The sequence below is a fragment of the Ruegeria sp. CE6 genome (genome assembly GCF_056537485.1).
Map to the genome: position 1 here is coordinate 254,597 of NZ_JBQFRR010000002.1, position 17,721 is coordinate 272,317.

Sequence of the window (17,721 nt, forward strand, 5' to 3'; positions counted from 1 at the left end):
CGGGGGCGACACTATATAGGCGTCATCGCGAGTAAAAGGCAGTAACGTGATCCGGTTCATTCTTTCGTTCTTCGGGGCAATTTTCAGTCTCGTGACCTTAGGTATTTTTATGGCCGCGCTGGTCGTTGGCGCGGTGTTCTGGATGTATGGCCGAGACCTGCCCAGCCACGAGTCATTGGCGCAATACAAACCACCGACGATCAGCCGGATTTACTCGGGTGAGGGCCAGCTGATCGACGAATTTGCACAGGAGCGCCGCCTGTTCACGCCGTCCGAGGAAATTCCCGATCTGGTAAAACAGGCGTTTATCTCGGCGGAAGACAAGAATTTCTATACCCATCAGGGCTATGACCCACGCGGTATCATTGCTGCCGGGGTCGAGGCAGTGCGCACTAAAGGCGAAACCGTTCGTGGTGCGTCAACCATCACGCAGCAGGTGATGAAGAACTTCCTGTTGTCCGGTGACCGCCGGGCCGAGCGCAAGATCAAGGAAATTATCCTCGCCACCCGGCTTGAGGATACCTTGGACAAGGAACAGATCCTCGAGCTTTATATGAACGAGATCTTCCTGGGCCAGAACTCTTATGGTGTGACCGCTGCTGCGCAGACCTATTTCAACAAAACTCTGCAGGAACTGGCCCCGCATGAGGCCGCGATGCTGGCGGCCATGCCCAAGGCGCCGTCCGACTATCATCCGGTCCGCCAGAAGGAGCGTTTGCTGAACCGCCGAAACTATGTACTGCGCGAGATGCAGCAGAACGGGTACATCGATCAGGCCACCTATGAGACCGAAGTCGAGATGCCGTTGCGCTCGGTCCAGAATGGCGATTTTGAAAGCTTCCGCACTGCATTGCCACCCCGTGATTACTTCACCGATGAAATCCGCCGTCAGTTGAGCGAGGATTTTGGCGAGGGTGAGTTCTTCACTGGCGGTTTCACCGTACGCGCCTCGGTGGATGAGGAAATGCAGGTCGAAGCGGCGAAAGCCCTGCGCACGGCGCTGCAGAAATACGACCGCTCTCGTGGGCGGTGGCGCGGCACAGGCGAGGTCATCGCTGAGGAGAAGCTGGCGGATGAAGCACAGTGGCGCGAGGCGCTGGCGATCATGGAAATCCCCCGCGACGTGGTGCTGCCGACGCAGTGGTATCCTGCCGTTGTTCTGAACGTGGCCGACCAATCCCTGACCGTCGGGATCGAAGATGGCCCAGCAGATGGCACCGTCCCGCGCGAAGACATCAAATGGATGCAGGGCAACTTCCAGGACAATTTCAAACGCGGCGATGTCATTCTGGTAATGGCTGGCGAAGAGGGGCAGTGGTCTGCCCGTCAGGTGCCAGAAGTGCAGGGCGGCTTTGTCGCGATGGACGTGAATTCGGGCCGTGTTCTGGCGATGCAGGGTGGGTTCTCGTATCAGGACACGGTGTTCAACCGAGCCACTCAGGCGCAGCGCCAGCCTGGGTCCAGCTTCAAGCCATTCGTTTATGCCGCTGCTCTGGATAGCGGATACAGCCCCGCGACGATCGTTGTGGATGCGCCGATCGAGGTGAATACACCGCAGGGCCTGTGGCGTCCCAAAAACTCGACGAACAAGTTTTATGGTCCGACCCCGTTGCGTACCGGGATCGAACAGTCGCGGAACCTGATGACCATCCGTCTGGCGCAAGAAGTCACCATGCCCGTTGTTGCGGGCTATGCCGAGCGGTTTGGCGTCTATGATCGGATGGGGGCGTTCCTTGCGAACTCGCTGGGGTCAGAAGAGACGACGCTGTATAAGATGGTTGCTGCTTATGCGATGTTCGCCAATGGTGGTGAACGGGTCGAACCCACACTGGTTGACCGTATTCAGGACCGGTTCGGCAAGACCATCTATCGCCATGACGATCGCCAGTGCGTCGATTGTAACTCTAGCTGGCTTGAGCCTGATGAATCGCCCACGATCCTCACCGATCGCAGCCAGGTCATGGATGCCATCACCGCCTACCAGTTGACGTCGATGATGAAGGGCGTGGTTGATCGCGGCACTGCATCGCGTGTTGTGAACCTGCCCGTGCCCACAGCGGGGAAGACCGGCACCACGAACGAATCCAAGGATGCGTGGTTCATCGGTTTCACCTCAAATATCGTGGCCGGTTGCTACATCGGTTATGACCGCCCGCGCCCGATGGGCCGAGGAGCCTACGGCGGCACCTTGTGCGGTCCTGTGTTCCAAAGCTTTATGGAAAAAGCAGTCGAGAAATACGGCGGTGGCCCGTTCGAGGTGCCTCCAGGTGGCCATTTCATCAAGATTGACCGTTTCAGCGGCGCGCGCCTGCCAGAAGATGCCAGTGGAGAATATGTGGTCGCCGAGTATTTCCGTGATGGCGTGGATGGTTTTATCGATCGCGTCTATGACGGTGGCTTCGCGATGGGATCTGACCTGCCGTTGTTTGAAGAGGCAAGTTCGGGCCGTCAGGTGACCACCTCAACCGGGGATACGATCACCGTTGGCCCCAATGCCAGCCAGGGCGATCTGCAGGGCGGCGGGCTTTACTGATCCGCCCAAGTTTCCCGGCTCAGTCGTCTTGTGGTGCCTCGCACCTCTTGCTATCACGCACACCTGATTGAGCAAGTTGGGACCTGACCATGCGCGCCGAAACCCAGAATATTGTGGCGGAAATCGAAAAGTCGCTGGAGCTGCTGGCGCAGCGCATGGACTATGAAACAGCGCCGCACCGGTTGGAGGAATTCAACGCGCGTGTTGAAGATCCGAACCTGTGGGACAATCCCGAGAACGCGCAGAAATTGATGCGCGAACGGCAGTTGCTGGTCGATGCCATCGAGACCTACGAATCCATCAAGACCGATCTCAACGACAATATCGAGCTGATCGAACTGGGCGAGATGGAAGAGGACGAAGAGGTCGTAACCGACGCCGAAGAAGCGATCAAAAAGCTGCAGACCAAGGCCGCAAAGAAAGAGCTTGAGGCGCTGCTTGATGGCGAGGCGGACGGCAATGATACCTTCCTTGAGATCAACTCGGGCGCGGGCGGTACGGAAAGCTGCGACTGGGCCTCGATGCTGGCGCGGATGTATGTCCGCTGGGCCGAGAAAAAAGGCTATACGGTCGAACTGCAATCCGAGACAGCGGGGGAAGAGGCGGGGATCAAGTCCGCCGCCTACAAGATCACTGGCCACAACGCCTATGGCTGGCTGAAATCGGAAAGTGGCGTGCACCGTTTGGTGCGTATCTCTCCGTTCGACTCGGCGGCCAAGCGTCATACCTCGTTCAGTTCGGTCTGGGTTTATCCTGTGGTGGATGACAACATCGAGATTGAGGTGAACCCGGCCGATATCCGCGTAGATACCTATCGTTCGTCCGGTGCCGGTGGTCAGCACGTGAACACCACCGACTCGGCGGTTCGGATTACGCATATTCCAACCGGAATCGTGGTGACCAGTTCCGAGAAATCGCAGCACCAGAACCGAGATATTGCCATGAAGGCGCTCAAGTCCCGGCTGTACCAGCAAGAACTGGATCGCAGAAACGCCGAGATCAACGCCGCCCACGAAGCCAAGGGTGATGCGGGCTGGGGCAACCAGATCCGGTCTTACGTGCTGCAGCCCTATCAGATGGTCAAAGACTTGCGGACCAATCACGAGACATCGGACACCAAGGGTGTGCTGGATGGTGATCTGGATGGTTTCATGGCGGCGACACTGGCCCTGAATGTCTCGGGCAAAAGCCGGTCCGAGGCACAGGGCGACGGCTAATTGCGGCAGTCCCTGACCTCGGCTGTGAACCTGATCAAGGGCCACTGGCAATTGATCGCAATTGTCGCGTTGGTGTTTGTGTTCTGGAACACGATGCTGGTGCTTCCGTTGAAAATCCTGGTTGTGTTCCTGCATGAGCTTTCGCATGCAGGTGCCATTATACTGACCGGTGGTTCGGTTGAAAGTTTCTCGGTCTCTCCACAACAAGGTGGCCTGGTTATTGGCCGAGGAGGCAATCGGTTTGTCAGTCTGTCAGCGGGATATCTTGGGTCCTTGATGCTTGGGATGGGCCTGCTGATGATCGCCCTGCGCACCAATGCCGATCGGGCTGCGCTTGGTCTCTTCGGGGGAGTCATGCTGATTGTTGCGCTCCTGTATATCCGGGAACCGTTTGCCATGGCGTTCAGCGCGGGCTGTGGAGCGGTGATGCTGGCCACCGCGTGGTTCCTGAACCGCAAACTGTGTGATCTGATTCTACGGGTCATCGGGCTGACCAGCATGATCTACGTTCCGTTTGACATTTTCGATGACACGATCCGACGCGTGGGATTGCGATCAGATGCATATATGCTGGCTGAAGAATTCGGCGGAACCACCATGATGTGGGGCGGGTTGTGGCTGGTGCTTAGTCTGGTGATGATCGTCTTTGGTCTGAAGAATGTGCTGGGCCGCAATAGCAATGTGCGGATCGACCTCAGGATCAGATGATGCGCGCTCTTGCGCCGCTCTTCTTCGCGAAATTCTAAAAAGATACATTTAAACAGTGGCTTTAAATGGTCCGAGCACGTCGCTAGGCTGATGACGAGCAGCCAAAGGACCAACCCGAATGGATTTGACCAGAGCATCCGCGACGGACCTTCTTGACGCCTTGTCCCGCCGACAGCTTTCAGCTGCAGAACTGATGCGCGCGACGCTGGATCGGATCGCCCAGGTGAACGGTGAGGTAAACGCGATTGTCGCGCTGCGGGATGAAGACGCTTTGATGGCCGAGGCGCGGGCGGCGGATGCCGCGTCACCTCGCGGCGCGCTGCACGGGTTGCCGATAGCGGTGAAAGATCTGGCAAATGTGGCAGGGATCACTTCGACGCAGGGTTCGCCATTGTTCAAGGATCATGTGCCGCAAACTGACGATCTGCTGGCCGCCCGGCTAAGGGCTGCTGGGGCAATTCTGATCGGTAAGACCAACACGCCGGAATTCGGACTGGGTTCGCACACCTTCAATCCTGTCTATGGTGCAACACGCAACCCTTATGATCCCACGAAAACCTGTGGAGGTTCGTCGGGCGGTGCAGCAGTGGCGTTGGCGACTGGAATGCTGGCGCTGGCAGACGGCTCGGACATGATGGGCAGCCTGCGCAACCCGGCCGCATGGAACAACGTATACGGGTTCAGGCCAAGTTGGGGGCGCGTTCCGTCTGAGCCAGTGGGGGACGGTTATCTGCATCAGCTTTCAACTCTGGGGCCTATGGCGCGCAGCCCTGAAGACATCGGGCTATTGCTTGACGTCATATCCGGCCCCGATCCAAGGATGCCATTAAGCACAGAGGTCGAGCGCGTGTCGCCCGTTCAAGCGGCTGATCTGACAGGGATGCGCATAGGCTGGTTGGGCGACTGGGGCGGGGCGTTTCCATGCGAAGAGGGTATCCTCGCGCTATGCCGCGATGCGTTGCACGTTTTCGAAGAACGCGGTGCGCGAGTTGAGGCGCTTGCACCCCCGTTTGACGCGGACCTGATCTGGGACAGTTGGATTACTCTGCGCTCCTGGTCAGTGGCCGCAGGGTTGGAGCCTTTGGCCAAGAAGAAATCATCACTCAAAGATACCGCGCAATGGGAGTTGGAGCGCGGCCTGGCGCTCAGCGCGATGGATGTGCACTGGGCCAGTGTGAACCGGTCTGACTGGCACAAGCGGGCGGTGGAGCTTTTCGAAGACTATGACGCCTTGGTGTTGCCCGCAGCGCAGGTCTGGCCGTTCGAACTTGAAACGCCGTACCCAACCGAAATCAAGGGGCAGGGGATGGATACCTACCATCGCTGGATGCAGGTCGTGACACCCGTCAGCCTTTTGGGGTTGCCCTGTCTGGGTGCGCCTGTCGGTTTTGGAGCACAAGGGCTGCCGATGGGAATGCAGCTGTTCGGTCCGCGTGGTGCAGATGCGCGGATCTTGTCGATTGGGGCGGCATATCATTCTGCAACGCTTTGGCCTCAGAAACGACCCGCCATGTAGAACAACCGCCCGGGAGGAGAAAACAAGAATGGACAAACCCTTTGGTGTGCCGACGCTGAAACCCGTTGATACCGCGATGCTGAAAGAAGCGTTACGCCGAGCTTGGCAGGATTATCGCCGCGCGCCGCTTTTCGGACTTCTGTTCGCAGGCTTCTACGTGCTGGCCGGGTGGCTGATGGCGTGGGTCACGCTGCAGACGGGAACGTCGTTCTGGCTGGTTTTGGCCGCGATCGGCTTTCCCCTGATCGGGCCGTTTGCTGCCGTGGGATTATATGAGGTCTCGCACCGGCTGGAACAGGGTGAGCCGTTGAATCCCGGTGCGATATTCGGTGTGGTCATACAGCAAAGCCGAAGGCAACTGCCGTCGATCTGCGCCATTATCGTGGTGATCTTTCTGTTCTGGTTCTTTCTGGGCCACATGATCTTTGCGCTGTTCATGGGGCTGTCGACGATGACCAATATTTCAACATCATTTGAGGTGTTCCTGACACCCAATGGGCTGAGCATGTTGGTACTGGGCACACTGGTCGGGGCCGTATTTGCAATCATTCTGTACATGATCACCGTGCTGTCGATTCCTATGCTGCTGGATCGTGAGCTGGATTTTGTGACCGCGATGATCACCAGCTTTGCCTATGTCAAAGCGAACATTGGTGTGATGCTGGCGTGGGGGGCCTTCATCGCGATCATCACTTTTTTGGCGATGATCCCTTGGTTCCTGGGCCTGTTTATCGTCCTGCCTTTGCTGGGGCATGCCAGCTGGCATCTTTATCGCTTGATCTTGGACAACGATCCGTCCGGGGCTGCTCAGCCGACACCCTCTTAAATCTGTCCGTTTAAGTCAGGCCCTGATGAATTGTGCGCCTTTCGGGCCGATTGCAGTGCTGCGGACAAATTATGCCCAAGGTGATGCAGCGTAAGCCGTCTTACATCGGATCCACTGCCACCGGCCAACCGATACACATAACCCGACCATTCCTGAGGTGCCCATTCAGGCGGAAGGTTCAGAACCATCATTCTGCAATCCTGTGCGCCGGGCCGGGACATCAATGCGCAGACTTGTCCGCCGATGTGAGAAACGATGCCCTGAACCTCACGCATCGGCGCGGAGCATTTCGGCATGTGCGACAAGGGTTCATAGCTGCGCAGCAAGGTGCAATGCCGAATGCGGCGCATAAACAGTAGCCGGTGAAGTGTTGGTTCGCGTCGGTTTGGTGAGGCCTCAGCGGCGTGATAAAATCCGGTCGCCATAGTTTTTTCTGACCCGGTGACGAGAAATCGATCGATGATTTCTGATGCGGGATGAGCGGCGACCGGTTCTATTTCATCCAAAGGTTTCAGCAGGATACGCGCGTCGATATCGAAGAATCGACACATCCGGTCCAGCACATCCGGCCTGGGAAAACTTTCACCTGACAGATAGCGATTAAACTGCGTTCGATTGATGCCCAATTGGCGGCAAAGCTCTGAAACCGACCGATAACTGTTTGCGAGCTGCCTGAGGTTGGCTCCGAACATGCTGCGCAATTCTGCGGGGCTGCGATTGATGTCGGTCACTTCTGTCCCAGATTTCCGTTTGTATCTTCAGCAAAAACAGGTTTGCGGCGGCACAACGGCCGCGCAGTATTCAGAAATCGTAAAGTTGACCCCAACGGGCGCTGCAAAGCGCCTCGCTACGCGTCACAGGCTAGTCTGATGATAAGCAAAATCAATAGGCTTTCAGCCTATTTGCATGATCTTTTTCATGCTGTTGCTCATATTTGATGAACGCATTAAGCCTTTTTGAGGTTAGCAGGGCACAATGGCCAAGCAGGCCGCCGCCCCGAGAATGAATTCAGTCCCAGGGCGGAAATGGGGCTTAGTCACCGCGCAACAGGGCTGCAACTCCGGTACGGGCGATTTCAATCAAGCCAAGAGGGCGCATCAGATCGGCAAAGGCATCGATCTTGTCCGGTGCACCGGTGATCTCGAAGATGAACGAATTCAGCGTACTATCGACGACATTGGCCCGGAAAATGTCGGCCAGTCGCAGGGCTTCGACCCGTTTGTCGCCTTCACCCACAACCTTTATGATCGCCAACTCGCGCTCGACCGAAGCACCTTCGACGGTCAGATCATGCACGTCACGGACCGACACGATGCGTCCAAGCTGCGCCTTGATCTGCTCAATCACTTGTGGGGTGCCGGTGGTGACGATGGTAATTCGGCTGAGATGCCCGGTATGGTCAACCTCGGCAACCGTTAGACTTTCAATATTATAGCCACGACCCGAGAACAGACCAATTACGCGGGCCAGAACCCCCGGTTCGTTTTCAACCAGCACCGCGATCGTGTGTTGTTCCTGCACGTCCGAGAATGTTGGGCGTAGGTTATATGCAGAATGGCGGGTGGAGCCTTTGACGATGTTTAGCGGAGTCATTGATAGACCTCATCTTGGACATAAGTTTCTTCGGGCTTTCGTAGCGCAGAGATCAGCGCTTGGAGGCAAACTACGCAAGCCAGTATTAGGATCGGGGCAAACACGAGGCGCAAAGACAATATCTCGGTCATCTTGAAAAGCACCATATGTGTTGCTGGTCCGATACCGATCCACATTGCGGCGGCCAGTACCAGACGCCATGGAGAAGTTGTCAGGACGCCAGCTCGAAGCAGGAACAATGCAACGATTGCAAGCAGCCCAGATTCATAGAACCAGAAGTACGGTGTAGACATGGAAATACCCAGAAAGAGCACCGCTACCCGCAAGTCAAAACCTACCCTTGGGCTGCGCCATGCAACGAAGACTGCAATTCCAGACAACACTGTCAAAGTCCATTGCATCGCAAGCGCGAGCGTTTCTGGCACACCGATGCTGGCCAGCAAGGAATAAGGGCTAAGCATGACCGTATTCAGGTGGATTGAGCTTCGTATCTCTTCAAAGTGAACGCCCATCATGTTGCGCATTTCGGTCCAATATTCGACGCCAACGACCAGAGTGGCCAGAACGGACAAGACCACCGTCGTGACCGTTGCTGATATGATCGTCTTCCACGCACCGCTTGCCAAAAGCGCAAGCGGTATGAGCAGGCCGAGTTGGGGTTTAAGCGTCAGCAATCCAATAAAGAACCCTGCTAGTACGAAGCGGTCGTTCTTTAGCGCCGCTAGTGCGGCCAGAAGGCCTGCTGCCCAAAGGGTTGTGGTCTGCCCCATATACAAGTTTGGCAACATGGCGGGGGAGAGTGCAAAAGCAAACCAAACCGGTACGATTCCGCAGGAAAATGGCCGCACAGCAAGAAACATCGCGACAATTGAAATCGCTGTGAAAATCGCCCAAGCCGGAGAAAACGACAATGCCCCGAGTGGTTGGAGTGCGACAAGGAATGAGGGAGGATAAGACCAAGGCATCCAATCGTCTTCCTTGGACGCTTCGTGTATTTCCGACAATCTGTCGATATCAAATGCCGCAAGCGGTTCGCCTAAATGCGCGAGGTGACCTGCAGCCCAGAACACCTTGAAATCAACGGATAACGCCATTTTTCCTTGATCAACAACGGCATACCAGCCTGTGCCGACCCAGAACAATATCAACGCTAGAACGAAGAGTGGAACCATGAGCCCCACTTGCCAACCGCGACGGCCGGTGAATATCGACAAATTCTCTTCCGGGCTCGAAGCTCTGGCTGAGAACTGACTGCTGAGATCACGCATGATCTAACCCTTTTTCATGTCACGTGCGGCGACCTTAGCTCCGGCATTTGACCTAGATGTGGCAAAGCGGTGCTCAAACGAGCACAGCTCCACCAGCTTGAATAACACCTTGCGTTTCGGCTTCGCCCAGCAGCATCTCATTGTGGGCCTTGCCCGATGGGATCATCGGGAAGCAATTCTCGTGCTTTTCGACCACGCAGTCGAAGATGACCGGACCGTCGTAATTGATCATCTCCATGATCGCGTCGTCCAGATCGGTCGGGTCGGAACACAGGATACCCTTGGCACCAAAGGCTTCAGCGAGCTTGACGAAATCAGGCAGGGCCTCGGACCACGAATGCGAATAGCGTTCGCCGTGCAGCAGTTCTTGCCATTGTCGTACCATTCCAAGCCGCTCGTTATTCAGAATGAACTGTTTCACGGGCAGGCGGTATTGCGCGGCCGTGCCCATTTCCTGCATGTTCATCAGCCACGAGGCCTCACCAGCCACGTTGATGACCAGCGCATCGGGATGTGCCATTTGCACACCGATCGAGGCGGGGAAACCATAGCCCATAGTGCCCAGCCCGCCCGAAGTCATCCAGCGGTTGGGGTCTTCAAATCCCAGGTATTGCGCCGCCCACATCTGGTGCTGTCCAACCTCGGTCGTGACATAGCGGTCATATTTCTTCGTCAGCTCTTCAAGCCGTTGCAGCGCGTATTGCGGCTTGATGGTCTTCTCGCTGTTTGTGAAGGCAAGGCAGTTGACGTTGCGCCATTCGTTAATCTGGTCTTGCCACTGCTTGATATTGGCAGCGTCTGTTTTGCGACCGCGTGCTTTCCAGACTTTCAGAATATCCTCAAGCACGTGGGCAACATCGCCAACTATTGGGATGTCGACACGGATAACTTTGTTGATCGACGACGGGTCGATATCTACATGGGCTTTGATTGAGTTCGGCGAGAACGCATCGATCCGGCCGGTGATACGGTCATCAAATCGCGCGCCGATGTTAATCATCAGATCGCAATCATGCATCGCCATGTTGGCCTCGTAGAGCCCATGCATCCCAAGCATACCGATCCAGTTTTCGCCCGAGGCCGGATAGGCCCCAAGCCCCATCAGAGTCGAAGTGATCGGAAAGCCGGTTGCATCCACCAGTTCGCGCAGCAGCTGGCTGGCAGCTGGACCAGAATTGATAACGCCACCACCGGTATAGAAGACTGGCTTCTTTGCGGTCTCGATTGCTGCAACAAGCTCCGTGATTTCTTCCAGATCGCCCTTCAATACTGGCTGATAGTGAGAGGTCGACGGTTTTGGCGTCGTGTATTCACCCGAGGCGAACTGAACGTCTTTCGGAATGTCAACGAGCACGGGGCCGGGGCGACCGGAAGTGGCCACATGGAAGGCTTCGTGCATAGTTGCCGCCAGCGAGTCCGTATCCTTCACCAACCAGTTGTGCTTGGTGCAGGGGCGCGTGATGCCCACAGTGTCTGCTTCCTGAAAGGCGTCAGAGCCAATCATGAAGGTCGGAACCTGACCGGTCAGAACAACGATCGGAATTGAATCCAACAACGCATCGGTCAAGCCGGTCACGGCATTGGTCGCGCCAGGACCGGATGTGACCAAAGCAACGCCCGGCTTGCCGGTCGAGCGGGCATAGCCTTCGGCAGCATGTACCGCACCTTGCTCATGCCGTACCAGAATGTGACGGATGTCATTTTGCAGAAAGATCTCGTCATAGATCGGTAGGACGGCGCCACCTGGGTATCCGAATACCGTGTCCACGCCCTGATCCTTGAGGGCCTGAACCACCATCTTTGCGCCGGTCATCTCACGTGTCATCTGCTTTGCTCCGTTCGCGACATGTGTCTTGCGTGTTGCCAAAAAAAAGCCCCCGAGATTTTCGGAGGCGCATGGGTTCGATTATGGTTTACCGTTACCGGCCCATGCGCGTGTTTCCTACGATTACGACTAGCGCTTTCATCGCCAGAGGCTCCTTCTTTGCGTGCAGGGACATTATGGTTGAGGGGAAGGGGCGTCAACAGGCAAATACAAAAATATTGTAAGTCTGGGCTTGTGAGATTTGATATTTTGTTGCGCAAAATGACGCAGGTCGAGAAATATCCGCGAAAATTCGCCGAAATTTGGGGCGCGATCCCGCGATCAGCAGTGGTCTGATTGCGTCAGGCCTATGTCTGAAACAGACCAGAGCAGCGCCCGATGCTGAGGCAGGCTGGTGAAAACAGCGCTAAATCGGGAGGTCAGACATGCTGCACGATCTTGTGGATCTGGGGCGCTATCCGATCGATCGGCCTGATTCATACGGGTACAGGCAGCTGATCGCTGACCTGAGGCGGGATCTGGAAGTTGATGGATGCGCGGTCCTCCCCGGCTTTGTGCACGAAGATGGCCTTGGGAAACTGATCGCTGAGGCCGATCACGTCGCTCCCAAAGCTCATCGATCGTTCAATCGCACGAATGCCTATTTTACGCAGGATGATCCCAGTTACGGGATCGGTCATCCAATCCGACGTTTTTATGACCGATCCAACGCCTTTGTTCCGGCTGACAACTTCCCTGTCACAAGCCCGCTGCGGCGTATTTATGAGTATGAAGGTTTCATGCCTTTCATCCGCATGGCTTTGAACGAGCCGGAGGATCGTTTCTTCCGATATGATGACCCGTTGGCGGATGTGATCATCAATGTGGTCGAGAAGGGAGGCGGCTTTCCGTGGCATTTTGACACCAATAATTACACCGTGACGCTGGCAATCCAGAATGGCGAGGAGGGCGGTGCATTCGAATACGCACCCAATCTGCGGACCAGTGAAGACGAGAATTTCAAAGGCGTCGCTGCGATTTTGGATGGCAGCAGGAGGGGCGTACACCAACTGGAACTGCAACCGGGCGACCTGCAGATATTCAAGGGGCGCTATGCCTTGCACCGGGTAGCGCCGGTTGAAGGACAACGGAAACGCTATGTTGGTATCTTTTCGTTTGTCGAAACCGAAGGCATGTGTGGTGGGGTGGAGCGGACCCGTCAACTCTATGGCCGTGTGCTGCCGCATCATTATGAGCGTGAAGGGTTGCGGGGTGATCAACTGCTTGACTGATATGTGCTAGTCTCGGGCCCGAGGTTGGAAGAGGGCTGTTTTGATGCAGATATTACAACTTACACCATTTGTCCTTTGTTCTTCTTTGGACGCGCAGATTGAGTTCTACACTCGGCGGCTTGGGTTTTCCTGCACATTCAGGCAGGACAATTATGCCTTTTTGCGCCGTGATCCCGTAGCGATCCGATTATTGGAATGTCCACCGCGTCAGGATGGGCGCGCATTGGGGGATGAGCAGTCGTTTTATGTTGACGTCAAAGGAATCGACAGCCTGTTCGAAAGCCTGCGCCCCGGGTTGGAGGAACTGCCTGAAGGGCGGGTGCGCCCGCCATTCGATCAGCCCTATCAGCAGCGCGAATTTCATGTCCTCGATGAAGACGGGACTTTGGTGTTCTTTGGTGAAGATATCAGTGAACGCGGCAGCGGGTAGTGCTCCCGCCCGACTTCAATGTGCGGTTGGCACATCTCCTTCGGTTGGGCCGGGCAGCGCGTTTCGCGCTGCGGTCATAGCCCGGGGCTGGTGCCCTGCAGGACGCCATGCTCCAGGGCATAGCGGGTCAAGCCGGCGGTGGAGGAGATGCCAAGTTTGCGCTTGATGTTCTTGCGATGCGTCTCAACTGTGCGCACCGAAATGTCCAGCGCCAGTGCCACCTCTTTGTTGGATTTACCCTGCGCCAATTCCAGCAGGATTGTCTGTTCCCGGCCGGTCAGCGCCTCGCGCGTGTTGCCGTCCTTGGGCTCCAGCGAGCCGCTGGCCCCGGTACAAAGATACCGCTCGCCCCGCATCACGGCATCGATGGCTTGCTTGATCTCTTCGGTGGGAACGTCCTTGAGGATATAGCCTTTGGCGCCGTGGCTGAGCGCGGTTGAGATGTATTCGGGACTGTCATGCATCGACAGGATCAGAACGCGGGTTTTGGGCAGGCGCTCTAAAATGATCTCGGTGGCGTTCAACCCGCTCAGGCCGGGCATATTGAGATCCATCAGGATCACGTCCGGCTGCAGGTGGGTTGCTCGATCGACAGCTTCTTGTCCGTTGGAAAGTGTGCCGACAACTTCGATCTCATCATAGCTTTCCAGCAGAGACTGAATGCCTTCGGCGACCATGGGGTGATCGTCGACAATAAGGACCCGGATGATTGAGTCGGACATCAGATACCGGCCTTTCGTTTTGGCGTTGGGTCTTCCTGTGGTGGCAGCATATGACTGAGCGGCAAGCTGACCTCAATCACGGTGCCGCTGCGCCCGCCGCGCGATGAGAGGATGCGTAGAGTGCCGTCAAGCTGTTCGATCCGTTCCTGCATGTTGCGTAGCCCGATCCCGGTGCTGACATGGCCTGGTTCGTTCCGCAACCCGCGACCATTGTCCGTAATCCGCATCGTGGCGCCTTTCTTATGACCCCGCAGGTCAATGGTAACACGGGTTGCTCCCGAGTGGCGCTCGATATTGGTCAGGGCTTCCTGCGCAATACGGTAGAGGGCGATCTTGCTGTCTTGATCCAATCGGTTTCGGAACACCACGGTTGAGAAATCGGTTTCAATACCCGTGCGTTCACTGAAATCGTCGGTCAAAGCCTTGAGCGCTGGCCCAAGCCCAAGATCATCCAGAACACCAGGACGCAGGTCGCGGCTGATGCGGCGAACCTCGGTGATGGCGGTGGCCAGATTGTCGATACCTGTTTGCAATGGTTCCTGCGCCGACTCGTCATCCCCGCGGATCAGACGTCGTCGGGCGTTGTCCAGTGCATAGCGTACGCCAACCAGAATCTGGCTGATGCCGTCATGCAATTCGCGGGCGACGCGCCCGCGCTCTTCTTCCTGAGCGTCCAATACCCGCTGTGTCAGTTCCTTAAGCTTGGCATCAGCCAGCCGCCGTTCGCGGAAGTTCAGCAACATGCCCGAGGCAAAGACGATCAGAACAGCGGCCAGAACAATGCCTCCGATATAAAGGAATGTGCGCTGCACGCGCGCCTCAACCTCAGCACGGGCATTGGCGACGGTGGCGACGATGTCATCGATGAACACACCCGTGCCCACCACCCAGCGCCAGTCCTGCAGGCCAACAACATAGGCGATCATCTGAGCCTCTTCACCGGTCGATGGTTTTTGCCACATAAAGCTGTGCCAGCCTGCGCCCTGTCGGGCGAGCGTGATGAACTCATCCACAATCGGGGTGCCATCGCTGTCGGTCAGATCGGCCCAGTTGCGATTGATGAATTCAGTCTGGCGCGGGCTGACGAGGTTGTTGCCGTCATAGTCATAGACAAAGAAGAACCCGTCCTTGCCGTAAATCATCGCCGACAGAATCTGGGTCACGAGGTTTTTTGCGATTTCGTCATCCGGGGAGGCGCGACCGTAAATATAGGCAAACCCGTTCCGCGCCTGGGTCACGTAATTACGCAGCTCTTCTTTTTTGGCTTCGATCAGGCGGCGCTCGAGCGCGTGTATCTCACTCTCGGCGGTCGCGCGCGATTCATAAGCGACCACCATTGCAATGGCCGCAACCGCTGCGATCAGCGGGATTGCGGCAACCAGCGACAGTTTTTGCGCATAGGTTAGCGAGATTAGGTTCCGGATTCCTCCCATGTTCGAATCGATACGCAAGCTGCCGGGAAATTGCAAAAAATTTGGAAGAACACAGTGCTCGGCCACAGTGATTTGGGCGTGAGCGGGTAAAATCAACCGGATTTGTGCTTTTGAATGTGGAAAAACCCGACTGGCTACGTAGTAGTAGGTATTCACATTCATGTGTGTGGAACTAGGCTAACGCGCACTAGAAACGATCGACCCGGCATCACCCGGGGAATGAATATGAAGGGGAGGATCACTCATATGGATCGTCGTAAGTTTCTGAAAACATCAGCACTGGGCGGCTCGGCCGCTGCAGCCACCACGCTGGCAGCGCCCGCCTATGCGCAAGGCAAGCGCACGCTGACTATGGTCACCTCGTGGGGCCGTGGCCTCGCAGGTGTGTTCGACAGCGCGCAGCGTTGCGCCGACAGCATTACCACAATGTCGGATGGCGACCTGAACGTTGAAATCAAAGCCGCCGGTGAACTGGTTGGTGCCTTTGAGGTGTTTGACGCGGTATCGTCCGGTCAGGCCGATATGTACCACGCGGCAGACTACTACTTTGTGGGTCAGCACCCGGGCTATGCATTCTTCACCGCTGTTCCGTTCGGCATGACCGCACAGGAACTGGTGAACTGGTACTACCATGCCGGCGGCATGGAGCTGCATGATGAACTGGGCGAAATCTTCGGCCTGAAATCCTTCCTGGCCGGTAACACTGGCGCGCAGGCAGGTGGCTGGTACTCGAAAGAGATCAACAGCCCCGAAGACTTTAATGGCCTGAAATTCCGCATGCCGGGTCTGGGTGGCAAGGCGCTGGGCAAACTGGGCGCATCCGTTCAGAACATTCCGGGTTCGGAAGTGTATCAGGCGCTGTCGTCCGGTGCTATTGACGGAACCGAGTGGATCGGTCCCTGGGCTGACGAAAAAGCGGGCTTCCAGGAAATCACCAAAACCTACTACACTGCGGGCTTCCATGAGCCGGGTGCGGGTCTGTCGCTGGCCACCAACCGCGAGGTTTATGACAGCCTGTCCGCCGCGCAGCAGAAGATCATCGAGATTGCAGCTGCCGAGTGCCACCAGTGGAACCTGGCACAATTCCTGGCCAACAACGGTGCAGCGCTGCAGCGTCTGCAGGCCGGTGGTGTCAAGGTCATGGAATTCCCGGACAGCGTTTGGGACGCGTTTGGCGCAGCCAGCCAAGAAGTTCTGGACGAAAACATGGGTGATGAGCTGTTCAAGCGCATTCACGACAGCGCTATGGAGTCGATGGCAGCATCGTCGGCATGGAACAACCTGTCGTCGGGTGTCTACACCTCGCAGCGTGACCGCGTACGCGGCTAAGCAATCCGCTCAATGCAATCGGTTCCCCCGTCATCGGGGGAGCCTTTCCTGTTGCACATAAGCGGCCCGGACATGCCGTCATAACCAAACGTGCAACCGATGCGACCTGGGGACAACATGCAGGACGAAAACGGTATCTCGTTCTTCGGCGCCCTGTGGAATGGACTGGTCTGGTTCATTCAGAACATTGCCGAAGCCTTCTATAATTTCGGATACGCCATCACGCATCCGCAGCTCTGGCTGGACTGGTCGAACAAAGAAGCAATCATGCGCTTTGTTTATTATGGCGGGTCTGTCGAGTTCTTCTTCGTGATCTTCGCGCTGTTTCTGGTGCTGACGGCCATTGGTCTTTACTATCGGAACTTCATGTGGGGAATGGTGCGCGGGCTCGAGGGCTTCGCCAATACCACTGGCCGCTTCTTTGCGTGGGCGGGATTGCTGATGGTAATTCAGCAGATCGTTATCGTATTCATGCAGCGGGTGTTCACACGGCCGGATATGTCCTTTGGGCTGGGTATCCCTTTTCAAATGGATATCAGTTGGTTCGCCGAAGAACTTAAACTCTACAACGCCATGGTTGTGTGCCTTTGCTGCACCTACACATTCGTGCAGGGCGGCCATGTGCGCGTTGACCTGATTTATGCGGGCATCAGTCACAAGGCCAAACGCGTCGTTGATATGTGCGGGGCGGTTCTGTTCATGATGCCCATGGCCGTTCTGACCTGGATGTATGGATGGTACTTCATGTGGCGGCACCTGATCGTGCCGAAACCCTCGGCCAGTGACACGCTGGATAGGCTTGTGGCCAAGTCCCGAGCGCTGCGTTGGAACGTGGAAACCATCGGGTTTAGTCCCAACGGGTTCAACGCCTACTTCCTGTTCAAAATCCTGCTGGTGGCCTTTGCCGCCATGGTGTTCCTGCACGCGATTGCGTTCCTGTATCGCTCGTATCTGGAATACGTGGAAGGGCCGGAAAGTGAAGGAAAATACCTCGACAAGGACAGCCTTGGCGAGGGTGAAGAAGCCTACGAAGGCGCGCATTAGGGACGG

The 17,721-nt window shown here is 56.4% G+C and carries 15 protein-coding genes; 9 read left to right on the forward strand and 6 right to left on the reverse strand.

The features are described from left to right. The first annotated feature begins 46 nt into the window (after positions 1 to 46). The 5 genes from ACR0DK_RS09730 to ACR0DK_RS09750 all read left to right on the forward strand — a co-directional run bounded on the left by ACR0DK_RS09730 (position 47) and on the right by ACR0DK_RS09750 (position 6,800). Positions 47 to 2,533 carry a PBP1A family penicillin-binding protein gene (locus ACR0DK_RS09730; RefSeq protein WP_170396564.1) on the forward strand — a complete coding sequence of 829 codons (2,487 nt, stop codon included), beginning with the start codon at positions 47 to 49 and terminating at the stop codon, positions 2,531 to 2,533. A gap of 89 nt (positions 2,534 to 2,622) precedes the next feature. Beyond that, on the forward strand, positions 2,623 to 3,750 hold the full coding sequence (gene prfB / locus ACR0DK_RS09735) for a peptide chain release factor 2 (protein WP_170635206.1): 1,128 nt from the start codon (positions 2,623 to 2,625) through the stop codon (positions 3,748 to 3,750). Beyond that, on the forward strand, positions 3,751 to 4,458 hold the full coding sequence (locus ACR0DK_RS09740) for a M50 family metallopeptidase (RefSeq protein ID WP_480735933.1): 708 nt from the start codon (positions 3,751 to 3,753) through the stop codon (positions 4,456 to 4,458). Between the two features lie 118 nt (positions 4,459 to 4,576). Beyond that, positions 4,577 to 5,974 carry an amidase gene (locus ACR0DK_RS09745; protein WP_480735935.1) on the forward strand — a complete coding sequence of 466 codons (1,398 nt, stop codon included), beginning with the start codon at positions 4,577 to 4,579 and terminating at the stop codon, positions 5,972 to 5,974. A 28-nt stretch (positions 5,975 to 6,002) separates the two neighbouring features. Continuing rightward, a complete protein-coding gene (locus ACR0DK_RS09750) occupies positions 6,003 to 6,800 on the forward strand; it encodes a DUF2189 domain-containing protein (protein ID WP_170422180.1) in 798 nt (265 codons plus the stop codon). Here the strand turns inward: ACR0DK_RS09750 and ACR0DK_RS09755 are convergent. From ACR0DK_RS09755 to ACR0DK_RS09770, 4 genes are all read right to left on the reverse strand, one after another. Next, entirely contained in the window at positions 6,797 to 7,492 is a 696-nt protein-coding gene (locus ACR0DK_RS09755; RefSeq protein WP_170396965.1) for a helix-turn-helix domain-containing protein, read from the reverse strand. The genes ACR0DK_RS09750 and ACR0DK_RS09755 overlap by 4 nt on opposite strands. Before the next feature lie 340 nt (positions 7,493 to 7,832). Next, positions 7,833 to 8,393 (reverse strand): acetolactate synthase small subunit, encoded by a 561-nt coding sequence (gene ilvN / locus ACR0DK_RS09760; protein WP_170396580.1) that lies wholly within the window; start codon positions 8,391 to 8,393, stop codon positions 7,833 to 7,835. Further along, on the reverse strand, positions 8,390 to 9,661 hold the full coding sequence (locus ACR0DK_RS09765) for a glycosyltransferase family 87 protein (protein WP_170626685.1): 1,272 nt from the start codon (positions 9,659 to 9,661) through the stop codon (positions 8,390 to 8,392). The genes ilvN and ACR0DK_RS09765 overlap by 4 nt, the downstream gene beginning before the upstream one ends. Before the next feature lie 73 nt (positions 9,662 to 9,734). Further along, positions 9,735 to 11,486, reverse strand: a complete 1,752-nt coding sequence (locus ACR0DK_RS09770) for an acetolactate synthase 3 large subunit (protein ID WP_480561373.1) — start codon at positions 11,484 to 11,486, stop codon at positions 9,735 to 9,737. Positions 11,487 to 11,911: 425 nt separating this feature from the next. On the opposite strand from ACR0DK_RS09770, the gene ACR0DK_RS09775 reads away from it, so the two are divergent. Both ACR0DK_RS09775 and ACR0DK_RS09780 read left to right on the forward strand, forming a co-directional pair. Then, positions 11,912 to 12,757: a HalD/BesD family halogenase gene (locus tag ACR0DK_RS09775; RefSeq protein WP_170422173.1), complete on the forward strand. Its 846-nt coding sequence runs from the start codon at positions 11,912 to 11,914 to the stop codon at positions 12,755 to 12,757. A 43-nt stretch (positions 12,758 to 12,800) separates the two neighbouring features. Continuing rightward, on the forward strand, positions 12,801 to 13,187 hold the full coding sequence (locus tag ACR0DK_RS09780; protein WP_480570147.1) for a bleomycin resistance protein: 387 nt from the start codon (positions 12,801 to 12,803) through the stop codon (positions 13,185 to 13,187). 74 nt (positions 13,188 to 13,261) lie between these two features. Here the strand turns inward: ACR0DK_RS09780 and ACR0DK_RS09785 are convergent, their stop codons facing one another. Together ACR0DK_RS09785 and ACR0DK_RS09790 are read right to left on the reverse strand one after the other, a co-directional pair. Next, complete coding sequence (locus tag ACR0DK_RS09785) at positions 13,262 to 13,909, reverse strand: response regulator transcription factor (protein ID WP_170396590.1); 648 nt, start codon at positions 13,907 to 13,909, stop codon at positions 13,262 to 13,264. Beyond that, positions 13,909 to 15,342 (reverse strand): cache domain-containing protein, encoded by a 1,434-nt coding sequence (locus ACR0DK_RS09790; RefSeq protein ID WP_480735940.1) that lies wholly within the window; start codon positions 15,340 to 15,342, stop codon positions 13,909 to 13,911. Before ACR0DK_RS09790 ends, ACR0DK_RS09785 begins: the two co-directional genes overlap by 1 nt. 246 nt (positions 15,343 to 15,588) lie before the next feature. Between ACR0DK_RS09790 and ACR0DK_RS09795 the strand changes: the two genes are divergently transcribed. Both ACR0DK_RS09795 and ACR0DK_RS09800 read left to right on the forward strand, forming a co-directional pair. Then, positions 15,589 to 16,671, forward strand: coding sequence for a TRAP transporter substrate-binding protein (locus ACR0DK_RS09795; protein ID WP_170396967.1), 1,083 nt, complete (start codon positions 15,589 to 15,591; stop codon positions 16,669 to 16,671). Positions 16,672 to 16,788: 117 nt separating this feature from the next. Next, complete coding sequence (locus ACR0DK_RS09800) at positions 16,789 to 17,715, forward strand: TRAP transporter small permease subunit (RefSeq protein WP_170396594.1); 927 nt, start codon at positions 16,789 to 16,791, stop codon at positions 17,713 to 17,715. Positions 17,716 to 17,721: the final 6 nt, after the last annotated feature.